The sequence below is a fragment of the Pantoea piersonii genome (assembly GCF_003612015.1).
Classification (GTDB): Bacteria; Pseudomonadota; Gammaproteobacteria; order Enterobacterales; family Enterobacteriaceae; genus Pantoea; species Pantoea piersonii.
The window spans coordinates 444,865-459,174 of the sequence record NZ_RARB01000003.1; the positions used below are offsets into that span (position 1 = coordinate 444,865).

A 14,310-nucleotide genomic window follows, 5' to 3' on the forward strand; every position below is an offset into this window, starting at 1 on the left:
TGGCGGCGTTGAGGGCGCTGCTGCTATAATCAGCGGCGCAGGTTACGCCTGCTCTATTTCTGCCCCGGCGCTGCTCCGCACCGTCGATAAGGCGCAGACATTTTTGGCACGGATAGCCCAGACTACGAGGTGAGTACAATCGGTACGCCCTTTGCGTGCGCTGCCCAGGCCAAAAATGACAAGTGGATAACCTTTTGGATAACCTATGTTAGATAGCTTGCTTGTCATATTATTGCTGATCGTGATCAGCGCCTTTTTCTCTCTCTCGGAAATCTCGCTGGCCGCCGCCCGCAAGATCAAACTGAAACTGCTGGCCGATGAAGGCAATATCAACGCGCAACGCGTGCTGAAAATGCAGGAAACGCCCGGCACTTTCTTTACTGTCGTGCAGATCGGCCTGAACGCGGTCGCCATCCTTGGCGGTATTGTCGGCGACGCGGCGTTCTCGCCAGCCTTCCGTAGCCTCTTTAACCGCTTTATGGAGCCGGCGCTCGCCGATCAGCTCAGCTTTATCTGCTCCTTCGTTATCGTCACCAGCCTGTTTATTTTGTTCGCCGATCTGACGCCGAAACGCGTCGGCATGATCGCGCCGGAAGTGGTGGCGCTGCGAATTATTAACCCGATGCGTTTCTGCCTGCTGGTGTTTAGCCCGCTGGTATGGCTGTTTAACGGCCTGGCGAACGTCTTCTTCCGCGTCTTTAAGCTGCCGATGGTGCGTAAAGACGACATTACCTCCGACGATATCTACGCGGTGGTGGAAGCGGGCGCGCTGGCGGGCGTGCTGCGTAAGCAGGAGCACGAGCTGATTGAAAACGTCTTTGAGCTGGAATCGCGCACCGTGCCCTCCTCCATGACCTCACGCGAAAACGTGGTCTGGTTCGATCTGCGCGAAGACGAAACCATGCTGAAAAGCAAAATCGCTGAGCATCCGCACTCTAAGTTTCTGGTGTGCGACGGCGATATCGACCATATCGTCGGCTATGTCGACTCTAAAGAGCTGCTGCTGCGCGTGCTGGCCAATCAGAGCATGGCGCTCAACAGCGGCGTGCAGATCCGCTCGGCGTTGATTGTGCCGGATACGCTGACGCTCTCTGAAGCGCTGGAAAGCTTTAAGACCGCCGGTGAAGACTTCGCGGTGATCATGAACGAATACGCGCTGGTGGTGGGCATAATTACCCTGAATGACGTGATGACGACGCTGATGGGCGATCTGGTCGGCCAGGGTCTGGAAGAGCAGATTGTGGCGCGCGACGAAAACTCCTGGCTGGTAGAGGGTGGCACACCGATCGACGACGTAATGCGCGTGCTGCATATCGACGAGTTTCCGCAGTCGGGCAACTACGAAACCATCGGCGGCTTTATGATGTATATGCTGCGCAAAATCCCGAAACGCACCGATTTTGTGAAGTTCGCCGGGTTTAAGTTCGAAGTGGTGGATATCGACAGTTATCGTATCGATCAGCTGCTGGTGACGCGGATTGACGATCGTCCGCCGGTGCTGAATGTGGCAAAAACCACGGAAGCTGAAGAGTAGAAAATCAGAGGGCGCCGACGGCGCCCTTTTTTATCAGTTGAACTCCGCCTGAAGGCGCAGAACCTGACGGTTAATTTCGGACATCACGCTCAGGTGCTGGATGTCCTTTACGCGCGGGATCAACACTTTCCCTTTGTCGAATTCGAACGCGCCAACGTCCTTGATATACATCCTTCCTTTGAACAGCGTTTTTACATATTTCGCTATTTGCAGTGGATTATAGCGTTGGAAGATCTTCATGCTGTCTAACTCCTGTACATTTATAAATACGCTTCGCCGTTTCCAAGTTCGGTACGAGCCCATGAAGCGCAAAGTGCCGGTAAACTATAGAACACTCAGCTGGGATAATGTTCCGAAAACTGAACTTTTTTACTGAATTGACACATCATTACAGAATAGTCTGTTATCACGCTTTACCAACACAGTATAAATCCAAACTTGTTAAGAAATTGTGGCATGAATAACAAACCTGACACCTTAACAAGACAGGCGCATCATCCCTGCTTACTATTGCAGAAAAATGACCAACTGGTCCGATCACTAAGGAGACTCACAATGCGACTCGCCTGTGCCCTGTTTGCGCTGGTTTTATTACCCGGCGCGGTTTTCGCCCATAGCCTGAAAGAAGATCAGCGCGTGCCTGCGGTCGGCGTCGACGATAAAGGCGAGCTGCTTTACCAGCAGGATGACTTTAGCTACAAACGCTGGAACAGCGCGCAGCTGCCGGGCAAAGTGCGCGTTATTCAGCACATCGCCGGTCGCTCATCCGCTAAAGAGAAAAACGCCGCCGTGGTTGAGGCGATCAAAGCCGCGGCCTTCCCGCACGATCGCTATCAGACCACGACTATCGTTAACACCAATGATGCTATTCCCGGTACCGGCATGTTTGTGCGCAGCAGCATTGAGAGCAACAAAAAGCAGTACCCCTGGTCGCAGTTTATCGTCGACAGCAAAGGCAACGTAAAGCATGCCTGGCAGCTTGCAGATGCCGGTTCGGCCATTGTGGTGCTGGATAAGAGCGGTCATGTCCGCTTTGTTAAAGACGGCGCGCTGACGCAGGAGGAAGTGACGCAGGTCATTACGCTGGTGCGCACGCTGCTTAAACCATGAATGAAAACGGGAGGCTTTCGCCTCCCTTATTGATCAAAACAGCGACACGCGAAAACCGGGATTGAGAAAAGATTCACGCGGCGCGTAGTCCAGGGTTTTGCCTTGCCAGTCGTGGACGTGCGCGCCAGCCGCAACGGCGACGGCGTGCCCCGCGCCGGTATCCCAGATATTGGTCGGCCCGAAGCGGGGATAGAGCTGCGCTTTGCCCTCCGCCACCAGACAGAACTTCAGCGAAGAGCCGATGGCGACGGTCTGATGCTCGCCCAGCTGCTGCAGATACTCTTTCAGCTCGTCATCGGCATGGGAACGGCTGACCACGACCAGCGGCGGTCGCGCCTCCTGCACGTGGATCGGCGTCTTATGGCCACCCTCTTCTTTCCAGGCTTTGCCCTCTGCGGCGGAGTAAAGCACGCCGAGCGCAGGCGCATATACCACGCCCATCACCGGTTTGCCCTGATCGATCAAGGCGATATTGACGGTAAACTCGCCGTTGCGCTTGATAAACTCTTTGGTGCCGTCGAGCGGGTCGACCAGCCAGTAGCGCTGCCACTGTTGCCGCTCGCTCCATGAAGGTGGATCCTCTTCCGACAGCACCGGCACTTCCGGCGTCAGCTGTTTCAGCCCCTGCAGAATAATATCGTGCGCGGCAATATCCGCAGCGGTCACCGGGGAGTCGTCGGCTTTGCGGGAAACGTCTACCGGCGTTTCCTTTTCATAAACCAGCATGATCGCGTTGCCCGCTTCGCGCGCCAGCTGGCAGATTTGCTCTAACATCTTTCACCTCCTCATCGGTGGCGACTGCACGACGTCATCGTGCGCCACATCGGTTAAATTTTAGCAGCTACTGCGCCGCCGCCCGGGCTTCCGGGCGCTTTTCTCTCAATATTTTAACAATATCAATATCATAGATTGCGCCTGGCCGCTATGCCGTACAGTAATCACCCTTTTCAACCTGTAAAACGTTAAACCCATCACGTATTCCTCTGACACATCATCATTCTTTTACATTAATTTGAGAGACTTACTCTTTTGCAGCAGGAGCACGCATGTTTAAACCCACTATCACCTTTCTGGCGCTGAGCCTTTCAATGAGCCTACACGCCGCCACCGTTGATTTACGTCTGCTGGAAACCACCGATCTGCACAGCAATATGATGGACTTCGACTACTACAAAGATACCCCGACCGAGAAATTCGGACTGGTACGTACCGCGTCGCTAATCCATGCCGCGCGTCAGGAAGTGAAGAACAGCGTGCTGGTGGATAACGGCGATATTATTCAGGGCAGTCCGCTTGGCGACTATATGGCGGCGAAAGGGCTACAGCAGGGCGAGATCCATCCCGTTTATAAGGCGCTGAATACGCTGGATTACAGCGTCGGCAACCTTGGCAACCACGAGTTCAACTACGGTTTGCCCTACCTGCGCAAGGCGCTGGCGGGCGCGCGTTTTCCCTATGTGAACGCCAATATCATCGATCTTAAGACCAACCGCCCCATGTTTACGCCCTGGCTGATTAAGCCTGTTCAGGTGACGGATCGCGACGGCAAGAGCCAGCTGTTGAAGATCGGCTTTATCGGCTTCGTACCACCTCAGATTATGGTGTGGGATAAAGTCAACCTGCAGGGCAAAGTGCGCGTAGAGGACATCACCGAAACCGCACGGCGCTATGTGCCGCAGATGCGCGCGCAAGGTGCGGATCTGGTGGTGGCTATTCCCCACTCCGGCCTCAGCAGCGAGCCTTACCATGCGATGGCGGAGAACTCGGTCTACTACCTGAGCCAGGTTGCAGGCATTGACGCTATTCTCTTTGGCCACGCCCATGCGGTTTTTCCCGGTAAAGATTTCGCCGCCATCAAAGGGGCCGATATTGAAAAAGGGACGCTGAACGGCGTTGCAGCGGTGATGCCCGGCATGTGGGGCGATCATCTCGGCGTCGTGGATCTGGTGCTGACCCATGAAGGTGGCCGCTGGCAGGTCAGCGACAGTCGAGCGGAAGCGCGCCCGATTTACGATGCGGTGCAGAAAAAGTCGCTGGCAGCGGAAGATCCGGCGCTGGTTAAAGTGCTGGCGGAAGATCACCGCGCCACGCGGGAGTTTGTGGCGAAACCGATCGGTAAGTCTGCGGACGTGATGTACAGCTACCTTTCGCTGGTACAGGACGATCCGACCGTGCAAATCGTCAATAACGCGCAGCGCGCTTACGTAGCGCATTTTATTCAGGGCGATCCCGATCTGGGTCGTTTGCCGGTGCTCTCCGCCGCCGCGCCGTTTAAAGCGGGTGGTCGCAAGAACGATCCCGCCAGCTATACCGAAGTAGAGAAAGGCGACCTGACCTTCCGTAACGCCGCCGATCTCTATCTCTATCCTAATACGCTGGTCGTCATGAAAGTGAGCGGCGCACAGGTAAAAGAGTGGCTGGAGTGCTCCGCCGGTCAGTTTAACCAGATCGATCCGCAGCGAAGCAGCGCGCAGTCGCTGATCAACTGGGATTTCCGCACCTATAATTTCGACGTGATCGACGGCGTTAATTACCAGATCGATGTGACTCAACCGGCGCGCTACGACGGTGAATGCCAGCTCATCCATCCCGACGCTTCGCGTATTAAAAACCTCACCTGGCAGGGCAAGCCGGTCGATCCGCACGCCACCTTCCTGGTCGCCACCAATAACTATCGCGCCTACGGCGGCAAATTCGCAGGCACCGGAGATAAATTTATCGCCTTCGCCGCGCCCGATGAGAACCGCGCGGTCGTCGCGGCCTATATCAGCGCGGAGACCAAAAAACAGGGCGAAGTACGTCCGCAGGCGGACAACAACTGGCGACTGGCGCCGATAAAGAGCAGCACCCCGCTCGATATCCGTTTTGAGACCGCGCCGGGCGAGAAGGCAACCGCCTTTATCCGCAGCCATGCGCAGTACCCGATGCAGCCGCAGGGCAACGATGAGATCGGTTTTGCTATATGGAAGCTAGATTTACAGCAGAAATAAGGGCGTAAAAAAGCCAGCCTGCAGGCTGGCTTCATCATTCTGATACGCTGCGCAATTGCCGGGTGTGCGCCTCGTTAATCGCGCAGGCGTTGCTTACAGAATTTCCAGCAGCTCAACTTCGAAGATCAGGGTGCTGAATGGCGGAATTGATGCGCCAGCGCCACGCTCGCCGTAGGCAAGGTTGTGCGGAATCGTCAGTTCCCACTTCGAACCGACCGGCATCAGCGTCAGCGCTTCAATCCAGCCTGCGATCACGCCGGTCACCGGGAATTCTGCCGGTTCGCCGCGCGCGACCGAGCTGTCGAATACCGTACCGTCGATCAGTTTGCCCGTGTAGTGGACGCGCACGCGATCCTGACGTGACGGGACTGGACCGTCGCCCTGCTTGATCACGCTGAACTGCAGGCCCGATTCGGTGCTGTTGACGCCTTCGCGCTGCGCGTTTTCAGCCAGGAAAGTCTGACCTTCGGCAGCCATCGCCTGCACGCGCTCACGACGCACGCCTTCAGCGCGCTCGTGCACTTCACGCAGCGCACGATGCACGACGTCAACCGGCACCGCCGGCGAATTCCCTTCCAGCGCGTCGCGCAGGCCCGCGAGCAGCGCTTCCGGCTGAAGTCCCTGCAGACCAGACTCCAGCAACTGCTGGCCAACCTGTAAACCAATTCCGTAACTTGCTTGTGATTCGACGCTGTCGAATGAAGGGGTCGTCATCTTGATACCTGTCTCTTTCGCTAATTTGAACCGGAAGCATATCAGCGCGGGCCGCTGGCGTAAAATCCCACGCCGCGCAGGTGACTTTTCGCGGTGAAACAGAAACAATACGCAGGTCATATTTCTAAAGGCTGGCAGGCACGTCGCGCCCGTATTGCCCATACTATAAATCTGGACGAGGGCAACTTTTCCAGAGCACTGAAAAGAAGAGAAGATACATGGGTCAAATCGCCCCACAACGCCGCAGGACGCGCGCGCCACGCACATTGCGCACATTGCGCCAACGCTTCGCCTGGCGGTCTGTTAAACCGCCGCGCGCCGCTGGCGATGAGGAGGATTCACGAATGGCTTCAGACGCGCCTTCCCGCTTGCCCGCCTGGATCAGTAAAGTCTGGCACTATACGGATCACATCCGCTGGATGGCCCCGCTGCCGCCTGCGCACCGGCGCGGTATCATTATCGCCCTGCTGGTAATGCTGCTGGCGTTTTTATGGCCGTCTAGCTCGCCGCAATATCCTGTCGAACGTCCGCAGACACAAAGCACGGAAAAAGAGGTGCCGATGCAGGCGGAGATTTACGACCAGAAAGCGCCGCAGCAGAATACGCAGCCGCCGAAAGCGGATTCACAGGGTGAATGGCACAACTATACCATCGCCTCAGGCCAGACGCTGGCGCAGCTGTTTCGCGACAATAATCTGCCGGTGGGCGACGTGTTCGCCATGGCGCGCGTAGAGGGCAACGATCAGCCGCTGAGTGCGTTGCAGAGCGGGCAGCAGGTGAAGATTCGACAGAATGCGCAAGGCGTGGTGACGGGACTGACCGTGGACGGCGCTAACGGCCCGGTGCTCTTTACTCGCCAGCCGGACGGCACTTTTATCCGCGCGCAGTAAAAACCTGGTTTTACGAACGGGCCGCTTTTCCTGTCGGGCCCGATCGCCAGATACAAAAAAGCCGGCGCAAGGCCGGCTTTTTCGCATTACCGAGTAAAATTACTCAGCAACTACATTCACAACCAGTTTAGCGAAAACTTCGCTGTGAACCTGGAAGTCAACTTCATGCTCACCGGTGGTGCGCAGAACGCCGTTCGGCAGACGAACTTCGCTCTTAGCCACGTCAACGCCAGCTGCAGTTACAGCGTCAGCGATGTCGCGAGTACCGATAGAACCGAACAGTTTACCTTCGTCGCCTGATTTAGAGGCGATGGTCACTGAACCCAGTGCATTGATTTTCTCAGCGCGTGCGTTGGCAGCAGCCAGAACGTCAGCCAGTTTGGCTTCCAGTTCAGCGCGACGAGCTTCGAAATATTCAACGTTTTTCTTGGTAGCCGGGACAGCTTTGCCCTGCGGTACCAGGAAGTTGCGCGCGTAGCCCGCTTTAACGTTGACCTGGTCACCCAGGCTGCCCAGGTTTGCTACTTTATCAAGCAGAATAACTTGCATTACCTTATCCTCTTAAAGTCGTTAATGGACAGTTGCCGATTACTGATGACGATCAGTGTACGGCAGCAGAGACAGGTAACGCGCGCGCTTGATAGCACGAGCCAGCTGACGCTGGTATTTTGCGCGAGTACCGGTGATACGGCTCGGTACGATCTTACCGCTTTCAGTGATGTAGTTTTTCAGCGTAGCGATATCTTTGTAGTCGATCTCTTGAACGCCTTCCGCGGTGAAACGGCAGAACTTGCGACGACGGAAATAACGTGCCATTTGGCTAGTCTCCAGAATCTATCAATTCAATCTGCTCGGCATGCAGCACCATTTTACTCTGTCCATTTCGCGCCTGATGGCAGCTAATGAAGCCTTCGAGGGTGAGCAGCGTGCCGACCGTTATATGTTGAGTAATCTCCTGATGAAGCGTGCCGCTGATAATCACGGGCATTCTGCACCAGGCTTGCCGGTGGAAACCGGCCTCTTCCTGCACTGAGCGGTGCTCAAGCACGAACTGACAGTGAGGAATTCCTGACGGGCTCACTTTTCGAACCGGCGTCTTGCACACGGTGCCAGACAGGCGCAGTCGATTGGCCGTCACGAATGATTACTCTTCAGAATCCCCAGCATCTGACTCGTCAGAGGTTTCGTTAGCGAAGTCTTCGCGGCGCTCACGACGCTCGTCTTTCGCTTTAACCATCGGAGATGCTTCGGTTACCGCGTGCTTAACGCGCATAACCATGCTGCGGATAACGGCGTCGTTGAAGCGGAAGTTCGTTTCCAGCTCGTCGATCACTTCCTGCGGCGCTTCAACGTTCAGCAGAACGTAGTGAGCTTTGTGCAGTTTGTTGATCGGGTAAGCCAGCTGACGGCGGCCCCAGTCTTCCAGACGGTGGATCTTGCCTTCTGCACCAGTGATAGCACCAGTGTAACGCTCGATCATGCCCGGAACCTGTTCGCTCTGGTCAGGATGGACCATAAATACGATTTCGTAATGACGCATCGAAATTGCTCCTTACGGATTATTCAGCCTCCTGTCAGGGTCAGCTGCGGCCCACGGAAGCAAGGAACGTTATAGGTCGTGAAACATTCGATGAATGTAACGCGCCCCTGAATGCAGCTGAAAAATTGACGCGTAATCATACTGACGCCGGGCGCTAAACTCAAGCGCACATTTCATTAAATCGTCATTAAAGAGGCTTTATGTGCTAACCCCTGAAATTCATCGGGTTGCGCCTCACTCCATCAGTTTTTCTGATAAAGGCGTTCAGCGCTGCCGTCTGGTATCGGCGCTGGCGCGCACTAAACTTAATCATGGCGCGGCGAGATTGCTTCGCGGCGTCGCAGAGTGTGTTCCCATCAGTGAGGAGTCGGGCATGAAAACGTTCGTCATCGCCACTTTACTGGGTCTCTTCCTGTCTCCACCCGCCCTTGCCAGCCAGACTGACTGTGCGCAGCAGATAAGAAGTAACAGCAGCAAAGCGGCTTCAGGCTATGTCTACGTCAATCGACTGGACGCGCCGGGCAATACGCACGCCAGCGCCACCACCAGCGCGGCGGAGCGATTGTCGAATCAGCTGTAATACCTGCAGGGCAACGGGCTGACGGGGTTCCGCCAGCCCGGCTGCGTTACAGATGCTGTTTAAAGAAATCCGTCAGCGCGCGCAGAGCGAAAGGGGTAATTTTATGGCCAATTGCTTTTTCTGAAAGGAAGGTCATATTGTCCGCCTCGCCGCTGGCCCGCAGCGCCTCCACTAACCGCGCCGTTTCGGCGAAAGGCACCACGTCGTCCGCTTCCCCATGCCACAGCAGCAGCGGCCGGTTCGCCAGCGCCTCCAGCTTTTCGCAGGGATCGTAAACCGCCAGCGGCGCCATAAGCCGATCGAACTGCGCCTGCTCCTCTGGCGTGCTCACCTGCAATGGCGGAAAGAGCGACCGGCTCAGCTGCATAAAGTAGCCGGAGCCCATCAGACAGGCGACGCTGCGGATGTGCGGATAGCGCGCCATCGCGCCCAGCGCGGTCATGCCTCCCAGCGACGCGCCCGCCACGCCGAAGCGGTCGCCGTCAATCAGGCCAGCGGCGCGCAGCGCGTTTTCCAGCTGCGGCATCTCGTCAATATTACGCTGCAGAATCTGCCAGAAACGGGCGAGTCGTACGGCGTCGTTGCCATTATCGCGCGCGCCGTGCAGGTCGGCGTCAGGCATCACGGCGCGAAATCCCGCCTGCGCCAGCGCCACGGCCAGATAAGCGTAAACCTCTTTAGACGAGGTGAACCCATGGTAAAGCAGCACCGTCGGCAGCGCCGCGTCGCGCTGGCCCGCTGGCGCGGCGTGCAGCACCTGAATGCCCGCCAGCCGTTCTGTATTCAGTTCAATCATGCTCGCCCCGCTGTGGATGTCGACTCCGCTGAGTTTACGTGCCCCAACCTTAATCTGCGAACAACTTCACAAATCCTTTACAAGATTTAGGGGGTAAACCTTTTGCTGCCGATGCCGTTAATCGTATATCCCCCAAATCCCATCCAAAGGTATCTTATGAAGCGTCTCTCTCTCAGCCCCATGAGTCTTGGAGTTAAGCTGTCTGTACTGACGTCTCTCAGCGTCGCGCTGTTGCTGTTCGCCCTGACACTGACCCAAAGTCACAACGCCTCCCGCCAGCTGCAAAGCCTGGCCACGGACGACATGCACAATCAGGTGCAAGGCATCAGCGAAATGGCAACGATGTTTAACGCCACCCTCACCGAAGAGGTGGACAACTATACCCAGCTGTTCGCCAGCTTTTTACCGCAGCGCTTTAGCCGCGACGAGAGCTCGCGCATTCAGGTAGGGGAATTCTCGACCCCGACCCTGCGCGCCGGACTCAAAACCCTGAACCTCGATCAGGTCGCGGTCGATGACTTTTTACAGCGTACTACCGCCGTTTCCACCATCTTCGTACGCGACGGCGATGATTATTACCGTGTCTCCACCTCGCTGAAAAAAGAGGACGGCAGCCGCGCCATCGGCACCCGCCTCGACCGCAGCAGCGCGGCGTGGAAAAGCGTGAGCCGTGGCGAGATCTATCGCGGGCTGGCGACGCTGTTCGGCCACCGTTACATCACGCAGTATCAGCCGGTTAAAGATGAGGGCGGTACAGTTATCGGCATCCTGTTCGTCGGCGTACAAATCGATAAGCAATACGCGCTGATGCGCGACAAAGTGCTGGCGCGCAAGCTGGGCGACAGCGGCCATTTCTACGTGCTGAACGGCGCGCCAGGCGCAGCACAGGGACAGTATCTCTTTGCCGCGCAAAATGAAGGCAAGCAGCCAGTCTGGGACGCCAGCGTGCAGCAGGCGCTGCTGAGCCAGCCGCAGGGCGTGCAGGAAGTCGAGCTGGATGGCGAAAGCAAAATGCTGGCATGGCAACAGCTTCCGGGCTGGAACTGGATTATCGTCGGCGAAGTGAGCCGCGACACGCTGCTGGCGCCGATTACCCACAGCCGCAACCTGTTTATGCTGACCGGCCTGGCGCTGGTGCTGATTTTTGCGTTGGGCTTCGTGCTGTACAGCCGCCGCGCCATTACCCGACCGCTGCAGCAGGTGATCCACCTGGCCGAGCAGTACGCGGCGGGTAACCTGCGCGTGCATCTGGACACCCAACGCCATGACGAAGTCGGCCAGCTGATTAGCGCGATTAACGGCATCGGCGACGGGCTGGAAAAGATTGTCAGCCAGGTACGCGTCGCCGCGCAGGAGATCAGCGACGGCACCGATACCATCGCTGCCAGCAGCCTCAATATCAGCGAGCAGATCGGTCGCCAGGCGAGCAGCGTCGAAGAGACTTCAGCCAGCATGGAACAGTTCGGCGCGACGGTAGAGCATACTGCCGATAACCTGCGTCAGGCGATGACGCTGGTAGCGGAAGCGAGCGGCCTGGTGACGCACGGCAGCCAGACGGTGAGCCGTTCGGTGAATACCATGTCGGCGATCCAGGTCTCTTCTAAGAGCATTGCCGATATCACGCACGTTATCGAATCCATCGCTTTCCAGACCAATATCCTCGCGCTTAACGCGGCGGTAGAAGCGGCGCGCGCGGGCGAGCACGGACGCGGCTTCGCGGTGGTGGCGGCGGAAGTACGCGCGCTGGCGCAGCGCAGCGCGCAGGCGGCGAAAGAGATCGACGGCCTGATCGCCACCTCGATCCGCAACGTCTCAGAAGGTCACCAGCTGTCGCAGCAGACCCACGACGCCATGACCCATATCGTGTCGCATATCGAACAGGTGCAGGCGCTGATGAGCGAAATCAACGTCGCAGCGCAGGAGCAGGCGGCAGGCATTGGGCAGGTCAACCTGGCGATGAATCAGATTAGTCAGGCGACCCATGAAAATAGCGAGCTGATGGCGCAGGCGGATGCTTCGGCGCAGAACCTGAGCCACAAAGGTCATCATCTGACGCAGTTAGTCAGCGTATTTCATCTGAAATCCTGACCCTCTTTTGGGACGGTGGCTTACACTTACTGCACCGTCCCTCTGGAGGAAACGTTATGCGTTACGCTTACTTACTGACAATGGCGCTGCTGTTAAGCGGCTGCTCGGCGATGAAAACCACGCCGCAACCGCCGCCTGCGCCCACTCACCAGGCGCAGGAGATCACGCGCGCGCAGAGCGCCGGTTTGCCAAGGCTCGGCAGCATCACCACGCAGGTACGCGGTTCGCCGGATGACGCGCAGCGTTCGCTGGCGGCGGAGGCCAATCAGCGCGGCGCGGTTTACTATCAGGTGATTATGCTGGACGAAACGGTGACGCCGGGATACTGGTACGGCACGGCGATCCTGTACGGCGCATCACCCACCGCTGGCGCGCATCAGTAAGCGCTCAGCCACCAGGTTTTCCAGCGGACGGACGCCGCGACTGTCGAGCCACTGCCGGCACCATGCATCCGCCAGCGGCGGCTCGGCATATTTCAACAGCTGCGCGCCCGTCGCCAGCAGAAACAGGCGCTGGGCGGTGTCACGTGCCTGGCTCTCCTGCAGCCGGTTCAGGCGCAGTTTTAGCTGTCGCCAGCCAGCGTCAAACAGACGATTGACGCCCCTGACCGCGTCGAACTCCTGATTCAGCATCTCCATTACGCCCGGCTGCTTACGCAGCACGCGTAGCACGTCCAGGCACATCACGTTGCCCGATCCCTCCCAGATGCTGTTGACCGGCATATCGCGATAGAGACGCGGCAGCTCGCTCTCTTCGCAGTAGCCGATGCCGCCCAGCACCTCCATCGCTTCAGCCACAAACGGCATTCCCGCTTTGCAGACGGCGTATTTTGCCGCTGGGGTGAAGAGCCGCGCGAACACGCCTTCCAGCGGCTGCGCCGGTTGCGACCAGGCGCGCGCCAGCCGCATCAGCAGCGCCGTTTGTCCTTCAAGCTGCAGCGCCTGCGCCGCTAACACCTGGCGCATCAGCGGCTGATCCACCAGATTTTTACCCATAACCTGACGCTGGTGCGCATGGTAAAGCGCAACGGAGAAGGCGCGCCGCATCTGACCATGGCTGCCGAGGGCGCAGTCGAAACGGGTCATACCGCCCATTTTGAGTATCATGCGCACGCCGTCGCCCTCTTCCCCCAGCAGCCAGCCGGTAGCGTCCTGAAACTCCGCTTCGCTGCTGGCGTTGGCGCGGTTGCCCAGCTTATCTTTTAGCCGCTCAAGGCGAATGGCATTGCGCGTGCCGTCCGGCAGCAGACGCGGCAGGAAGAAGCAGCTTAATCCACTGCCGCTTTGCGCCAGGATCAGGTGTGCGTCGCTCTGCGGCACGGAAAAGAACCATTTATGGCCGGTGATGCGCCAGAGTGAGCCGGGCGCGCGATCCGCCAGCGGCTCCGCGCGCGTGGTGTTGGTGGTGACGTCGCTGCCGCCCTGCTTTTCCGTCATGCCCATGCCGATCAGCAAACCGCGCTTCTGATCGCCCGGCAGCGCGTGGGTGTCGTAGCGATCGCTGAGCAGCGGGTCGCGCCAGTCGCTGAAGGCGTCGGGCAACCAGCGTTGCAGCAGTGGTATGGCGGCGTGTGTCATGGTCGCCGGACAGAGCGTGCCCGCCTCGACCTGAGCGTGAAGGATAAAGCGCGCGGCGCGCGCCACCATGGCGCGATCGAGCACGTCGGGCTGCCAGCTGAGGTTGTGCAGGCGGCTGGCGCAGACGCCCTGCATCAGCAGGTGCCAGGCGGGATGAAAACGCACCTCGTCGATGCGTACGCCGCGTGCGTCGTAGCGCTGCAGCTCCGGCGGCGCGGCGTTGGCCAGCCGCCCCAGCTCCAGCGACTCGGCGCCCCCAAGCTGCGCGCCTACCGACGCCAGCCACTCGCGATCCCACTCCGCGCCTTCGCGCGCCAGCGCTTCGCGCAGCGGCGTGTCGGAGAGAAAGAGATTACTGTTGCTAAGGGGCTGCGGCTGATTAAAAACGGTGTGGGTTGTCCAGGTCATAACCACTCCTCGCAATGCGTGTCCCGATAAGTATGGGAGAGCGCTGCGTGGTTATGCCTGGATCTGAAAGGTTTTGCGGCGGC

At 58.0% G+C, this 14,310-nt stretch carries 16 protein-coding genes; 7 read left to right on the forward strand and 9 right to left on the reverse strand.

Features of this window, described 5'->3' with window-relative positions; genetic code table 11:
* Window positions 1-205: 205 nt before the first annotated feature.
* On the forward strand, window positions 206-1,534 hold the full coding sequence (gene paeA / locus D7S44_RS11595; RefSeq protein ID WP_120454996.1) for a polyamine export protein PaeA: 1,329 nt from the start codon (window positions 206-208) through the stop codon (window positions 1,532-1,534).
* 33 nt (window positions 1,535-1,567) lie between these two features.
* Here paeA and D7S44_RS11600 read toward each other — a convergent pair whose 3' ends face one another.
* Window positions 1,568-1,774 (reverse strand): DUF1107 domain-containing protein, encoded by a 207-nt coding sequence (locus tag D7S44_RS11600; protein WP_033754894.1) that lies wholly within the window; start codon window positions 1,772-1,774, stop codon window positions 1,568-1,570.
* A 315-nt stretch (window positions 1,775-2,089) separates the two neighbouring features.
* On the opposite strand from D7S44_RS11600, the gene D7S44_RS11605 reads away from it, so the two are divergent.
* Window positions 2,090-2,644: a YtfJ family protein gene (locus D7S44_RS11605; protein WP_120454998.1), complete on the forward strand. Its 555-nt coding sequence runs from the start codon at window positions 2,090-2,092 to the stop codon at window positions 2,642-2,644.
* Between the two features lie 33 nt (window positions 2,645-2,677).
* Here D7S44_RS11605 and cysQ read toward each other — a convergent pair whose 3' ends face one another.
* Entirely contained in the window at window positions 2,678-3,418 is a 741-nt protein-coding gene (cysQ, locus tag D7S44_RS11610) for a 3'(2'),5'-bisphosphate nucleotidase CysQ (protein ID WP_120455000.1), read from the reverse strand.
* Between the two features lie 272 nt (window positions 3,419-3,690).
* On the opposite strand from cysQ, the gene D7S44_RS11615 reads away from it, so the two are divergent.
* On the forward strand, window positions 3,691-5,634 hold the full coding sequence (locus tag D7S44_RS11615; protein ID WP_120455002.1) for a bifunctional 2',3'-cyclic-nucleotide 2'-phosphodiesterase/3'-nucleotidase: 1,944 nt from the start codon (window positions 3,691-3,693) through the stop codon (window positions 5,632-5,634).
* A 93-nt stretch (window positions 5,635-5,727) separates the two neighbouring features.
* Here the strand turns inward: D7S44_RS11615 and bamJ are convergent, their stop codons facing one another.
* On the reverse strand, window positions 5,728-6,348 hold the full coding sequence (gene bamJ, locus D7S44_RS11620; RefSeq protein ID WP_120455003.1) for a BamJ family beta-barrel-assembly machinery protein: 621 nt from the start codon (window positions 6,346-6,348) through the stop codon (window positions 5,728-5,730).
* 218 nt (window positions 6,349-6,566) lie between these two features.
* Between bamJ and D7S44_RS11625 the strand changes: the two genes are divergently transcribed.
* Window positions 6,567-7,238 (forward strand): OapA family protein, encoded by a 672-nt coding sequence (locus D7S44_RS11625; RefSeq protein ID WP_158591251.1) that lies wholly within the window; start codon window positions 6,567-6,569, stop codon window positions 7,236-7,238.
* A 99-nt stretch (window positions 7,239-7,337) separates the two neighbouring features.
* Here D7S44_RS11625 and rplI read toward each other — a convergent pair whose 3' ends face one another.
* The 4 genes from rplI to rpsF are packed head-to-tail and all read right to left on the reverse strand — an operon-like array spanning window position 7,338 to window position 8,778.
* The gene (gene rplI / locus D7S44_RS11630) at window positions 7,338-7,787 is read right to left on the reverse strand and encodes a 50S ribosomal protein L9 (RefSeq protein WP_120455007.1); all 450 of its coding nucleotides are present in this window, start codon (window positions 7,785-7,787) and stop codon (window positions 7,338-7,340) included.
* A 39-nt stretch (window positions 7,788-7,826) separates the two neighbouring features.
* Window positions 7,827-8,054 carry a 30S ribosomal protein S18 gene (gene rpsR / locus D7S44_RS11635; protein WP_000135199.1) on the reverse strand — a complete coding sequence of 76 codons (228 nt, stop codon included), beginning with the start codon at window positions 8,052-8,054 and terminating at the stop codon, window positions 7,827-7,829.
* Between the two features lie 4 nt (window positions 8,055-8,058).
* The gene (priB, locus tag D7S44_RS11640; RefSeq protein ID WP_120455009.1) at window positions 8,059-8,376 is read right to left on the reverse strand and encodes a primosomal replication protein N; all 318 of its coding nucleotides are present in this window, start codon (window positions 8,374-8,376) and stop codon (window positions 8,059-8,061) included.
* 6 nt (window positions 8,377-8,382) lie between these two features.
* A complete protein-coding gene (gene rpsF / locus D7S44_RS11645; RefSeq protein WP_120455011.1) occupies window positions 8,383-8,778 on the reverse strand; it encodes a 30S ribosomal protein S6 in 396 nt (131 codons plus the stop codon).
* A gap of 373 nt (window positions 8,779-9,151) precedes the next feature.
* Between rpsF and D7S44_RS11650 the strand changes: the two genes are divergently transcribed.
* On the forward strand, window positions 9,152-9,358 hold the full coding sequence (locus D7S44_RS11650) for a hypothetical protein (protein WP_120455013.1): 207 nt from the start codon (window positions 9,152-9,154) through the stop codon (window positions 9,356-9,358).
* A 46-nt stretch (window positions 9,359-9,404) separates the two neighbouring features.
* Here D7S44_RS11650 and yjfP read toward each other — a convergent pair whose 3' ends face one another.
* Entirely contained in the window at window positions 9,405-10,154 is a 750-nt protein-coding gene (gene yjfP / locus D7S44_RS11655; protein WP_120455014.1) for an esterase, read from the reverse strand.
* A 156-nt stretch (window positions 10,155-10,310) separates the two neighbouring features.
* On the opposite strand from yjfP, the gene D7S44_RS11660 reads away from it, so the two are divergent.
* Together D7S44_RS11660 and bsmA are read left to right on the forward strand one after the other, a co-directional pair.
* Complete coding sequence (locus D7S44_RS11660) at window positions 10,311-12,242, forward strand: methyl-accepting chemotaxis protein (protein ID WP_120455016.1); 1,932 nt, start codon at window positions 10,311-10,313, stop codon at window positions 12,240-12,242.
* 56 nt (window positions 12,243-12,298) lie between these two features.
* Complete coding sequence (bsmA, locus tag D7S44_RS11665; protein ID WP_120455017.1) at window positions 12,299-12,625, forward strand: biofilm peroxide resistance protein BsmA; 327 nt, start codon at window positions 12,299-12,301, stop codon at window positions 12,623-12,625.
* On the opposite strand, the gene D7S44_RS11670 is transcribed toward bsmA, so the two are convergent.
* Window positions 12,599-14,227 (reverse strand): isovaleryl-CoA dehydrogenase, encoded by a 1,629-nt coding sequence (locus D7S44_RS11670; RefSeq protein ID WP_120455019.1) that lies wholly within the window; start codon window positions 14,225-14,227, stop codon window positions 12,599-12,601. The two genes, bsmA and D7S44_RS11670, sit on opposite strands and share 27 nt — an antisense overlap.
* Between the last annotated feature and the right edge of the window lie 83 nt (window positions 14,228-14,310).

Coding starts and splice junctions, on each gene's coding strand:
- paeA (WP_120454996.1), top strand. CDS start 206: ATGTTAGATAGCTTGCTTGTCATATTATTGCTGATCGTGATCAGCGCC.
- D7S44_RS11600 (WP_033754894.1), bottom strand. CDS start 1,774: ATGAAGATCTTCCAACGCTATAATCCACTGCAAATAGCGAAATATGTA.
- D7S44_RS11605 (WP_120454998.1), top strand. CDS start 2,090: ATGCGACTCGCCTGTGCCCTGTTTGCGCTGGTTTTATTACCCGGCGCG.
- cysQ (WP_120455000.1), bottom strand. CDS start 3,418: ATGTTAGAGCAAATCTGCCAGCTGGCGCGCGAAGCGGGCAACGCGATC.
- D7S44_RS11615 (WP_120455002.1), top strand. CDS start 3,691: ATGTTTAAACCCACTATCACCTTTCTGGCGCTGAGCCTTTCAATGAGC.
- bamJ (WP_120455003.1), bottom strand. CDS start 6,348: ATGACGACCCCTTCATTCGACAGCGTCGAATCACAAGCAAGTTACGGA.
- D7S44_RS11625 (WP_158591251.1), top strand. CDS start 6,567: ATGGGTCAAATCGCCCCACAACGCCGCAGGACGCGCGCGCCACGCACA.
- rplI (WP_120455007.1), bottom strand. CDS start 7,787: ATGCAAGTTATTCTGCTTGATAAAGTAGCAAACCTGGGCAGCCTGGGT.
- rpsR (WP_000135199.1), bottom strand. CDS start 8,054: ATGGCACGTTATTTCCGTCGTCGCAAGTTCTGCCGTTTCACCGCGGAA.
- rpsF (WP_120455011.1), bottom strand. CDS start 8,778: ATGCGTCATTACGAAATCGTATTTATGGTCCATCCTGACCAGAGCGAA.
- D7S44_RS11650 (WP_120455013.1), top strand. CDS start 9,152: ATGAAAACGTTCGTCATCGCCACTTTACTGGGTCTCTTCCTGTCTCCA.
- yjfP (WP_120455014.1), bottom strand. CDS start 10,154: ATGATTGAACTGAATACAGAACGGCTGGCGGGCATTCAGGTGCTGCAC.
- D7S44_RS11660 (WP_120455016.1), top strand. CDS start 10,311: ATGAAGCGTCTCTCTCTCAGCCCCATGAGTCTTGGAGTTAAGCTGTCT.
- bsmA (WP_120455017.1), top strand. CDS start 12,299: ATGCGTTACGCTTACTTACTGACAATGGCGCTGCTGTTAAGCGGCTGC.
- D7S44_RS11670 (WP_120455019.1), bottom strand. CDS start 14,227: ATGACCTGGACAACCCACACCGTTTTTAATCAGCCGCAGCCCCTTAGC.